This window comes from Pseudomonas sp. K5002 (assembly GCF_013386655.1).
GTDB lineage: Bacteria > Pseudomonadota > Gammaproteobacteria > Pseudomonadales > Pseudomonadaceae > Aquipseudomonas.
Map to the genome: position 1 here is coordinate 1 of NZ_JACARK010000906.1, position 2350 is coordinate 2350.

General features: G+C 60.4%; 3 protein-coding genes and 1 pseudogene. All 4 read right to left on the bottom strand.

Annotated elements, in window-relative coordinates; genetic code table 11:
- Positions 1 to 178 (bottom strand): annotated as a pseudogene (locus HX846_RS39840) (flagellar assembly protein FliO); the annotation flags it as partial.
- Position 179: 1 nt separating this feature from the next.
- Positions 180 to 647, bottom strand: coding sequence for a flagellar motor switch protein FliN (fliN, locus tag HX846_RS30790; RefSeq protein WP_003214557.1), 468 nt, complete (start codon positions 645 to 647; stop codon positions 180 to 182).
- A 34-nt stretch (positions 648 to 681) separates the two neighbouring features.
- Entirely contained in the window at positions 682 to 1650 is a 969-nt protein-coding gene (gene fliM, locus HX846_RS30795; protein WP_003214559.1) for a flagellar motor switch protein FliM, read from the bottom strand.
- Between the two features lie 9 nt (positions 1651 to 1659).
- Entirely contained in the window at positions 1660 to 2160 is a 501-nt protein-coding gene (gene fliL, locus HX846_RS30800; RefSeq protein ID WP_177019591.1) for a flagellar basal body-associated protein FliL, read from the bottom strand.
- Positions 2161 to 2350: the final 190 nt, after the last annotated feature.

Sequence of the window (2350 nt, forward strand, 5' to 3'; positions counted from 1 at the left end):
GCAACACCCAGGCGAGCACGAAGATCAGCCCCACCACCAGCAACAACCCCAGCACCAACTGGGTGAGTTGCCCGCCCACACCGCTGCCGAGTGCCGGCGCAGCCGCCTGGGCAACCGGTTCTGCTGCCATTACGCTCAAGGGCAGCGTCGATAACAGTCCTACCAATGAGCGCTTCATATCAACGCAACTTCTTGATGCGTTCGCTCGGGCTGATCACGTCGGTCAGGCGGATGCCGAACTTCTCGTTGACCACCACCACTTCGCCATGAGCGATCAGCGTGCCGTTGACCAGCACGTCCAGCGGCTCGCCGGCCAGGCGGTCCAGCTCGATCACCGACCCCTGGTTGAGCTGCAGCAGGTTGCGGATGTTGATTTCGGTGCTGCCGACTTCCATGGAGATCGACACCGGAATGTCGAGGATCACGTCCAGGTTCGGACCGTCGAGGGTCACCGGGTCATTGTTCTTCGGCACGCTGCCGAACTCTTCCATGGGAAGGCGGTTGCCAACCGGTGCAGTGGCCGCATCGGCCGCCAGCAGTGCATCGATATCGTCCTGGCCGACATCGCCGGTTTCTTCCAGGGCAGCCGCCCACTCGTCAGCCAGGGCCTGGTCTTCGGCGGAAGTGTTTTCGTGTTCGGTAGCCATTACATGTCCTCGGCGGAGCAGAAATTAAGGTGGATCAGCGACGGTTGATCGGTTCGATCACTTGCAACGCCAGGTTGCCTTTGTGAGAACCGAGCTTGACCTTGAACGACGGCACGCCGTTGGCGCGCATGATCAGTTCTTCCGGCAGGTCGACGGGAATCACATCCCCCGGCTGCATGTGCAAAATATCCCGCAAACGCAGCTGGCGACGGGCCACGGTGGCGCTCAGGGGTACGTCGACGTCCAGCAGGTCTTCGCGCAGGGCTTTCACCCAGCGTTCGTCCTGGTCGTCGAGGTCGGACTGGAAACCGGCATCGAGCATTTCGCGCACCGGCTCGATCATCGAGTACGGCATGGTCACGTGCAGGTCGCCGCCGCCGCCATCGAGTTCGATGTGGAAGGTGGAGACCACAATGGCTTCGCTGGGGCCGACGATGTTGGCCATGGCCGGGTTCACTTCCGAGTTGATGTACTCGAAATTGACTTCCATGATCGCCTGCCAGGCTTCCTTCAAGTCGATGAAGGCCTGCTCCAGCACCATGCGCACCACCCGCAACTCGGTCGGGGTGAATTCACGGCCTTCGATCTTGGCGTGACGGCCATCGCCGCCGAAGAAGTTGTCCACCAGCTTGAACACCAGCTTGGCGTCGAGGATGAACAGCGCGGTGCCGCGCAGCGGCTTGATCTTCACCAGGTTGAGGCTGGTGGGCACGTACAGCGAGTGCACGTACTCACCGAACTTCATCACCTGCACGCCGCCCACTGCCACGTCCGCCGAGCGGCGCAGCATGTTGAACATGCTGATACGGGTGTAACGGGCAAAACGCTCGTTGATCATTTCCAGGGTCGGCATGCGTCCACGGACGATGCGATCCTGGCTGGTCAGGTCGTAGCTTTTGACGCTGCCGGGCTCGGCAGCCATTTCGGTCTGTACCAGACCATCGTCGACGCCATGGAGCAGCGCATCGATTTCATCCTGGGACAGCAGGTCCTGCACGGCCATGTCGTGATCCTACTGCAATACGAAATTAGTGAAGAGCACCTGCTCGATCACCGGTTTGCCGACTTCCTTCTGGGCCACTTCCTGCACGCTGGCAGTGACCTTCTGGCGCAGCATTTCCTGGCCCACCGGGGTGGCGAGGGTGTCGAAGGGTTGGGCGGAAAACAGCATCACCAGGTTGTTGCGGATCACTGGCATGTGCACCTTGAGGGCATCCAGGTCTGCCTGGTTACGCGCCAGCAGGGTAATGCTCACCTGCAGGTAGCGTTGACGGCCGTTCTGATTGAAGTTGGCGACAAACGCCGGCAGCATCGGCTCGAAGATTGCCGGTTGCTTGACGTTGGGGTTGACCTCGGCCGTGGCGGCCGGTTTGCTCTGGGCACTGTGCATAAAGTACCAGGTAGCCCCCACGGACAGGCCGATCGCCAGGAACAAGGCCAGGACAATCAGCAGGATAAGCTTGAGCTTGCCCTTGCCTGCGGGTGCTTTTGCTGCGTCGTCGCTCTTCGCCATGCCAATAATCCGTCACTATTCTGGGATTCATAGTTCTGGGGAAAGGCAAGAGCAAGTGTTATGCCAGAGTTGTCAGTTCGGTCACGGTTTCGCCGACACTGCAAAACCAATGTGGGAGCGGGCTTGCTCGCGAAAGCGGTGGATCAGCACCTGTAACGGTGACTGACACTCCGTATTCGCGAGCAAGCCC

Coding starts and splice junctions, on each gene's coding strand:
- fliN (WP_003214557.1), bottom strand. CDS start 647: ATGGCTACCGAACACGAAAACACTTCCGCCGAAGACCAGGCCCTGGCT.
- fliL (WP_177019591.1), bottom strand. CDS start 2,160: ATGGCGAAGAGCGACGACGCAGCAAAAGCACCCGCAGGCAAGGGCAAG.
- fliM (WP_003214559.1), bottom strand. CDS start 1,650: ATGGCCGTGCAGGACCTGCTGTCCCAGGATGAAATCGATGCGCTGCTC.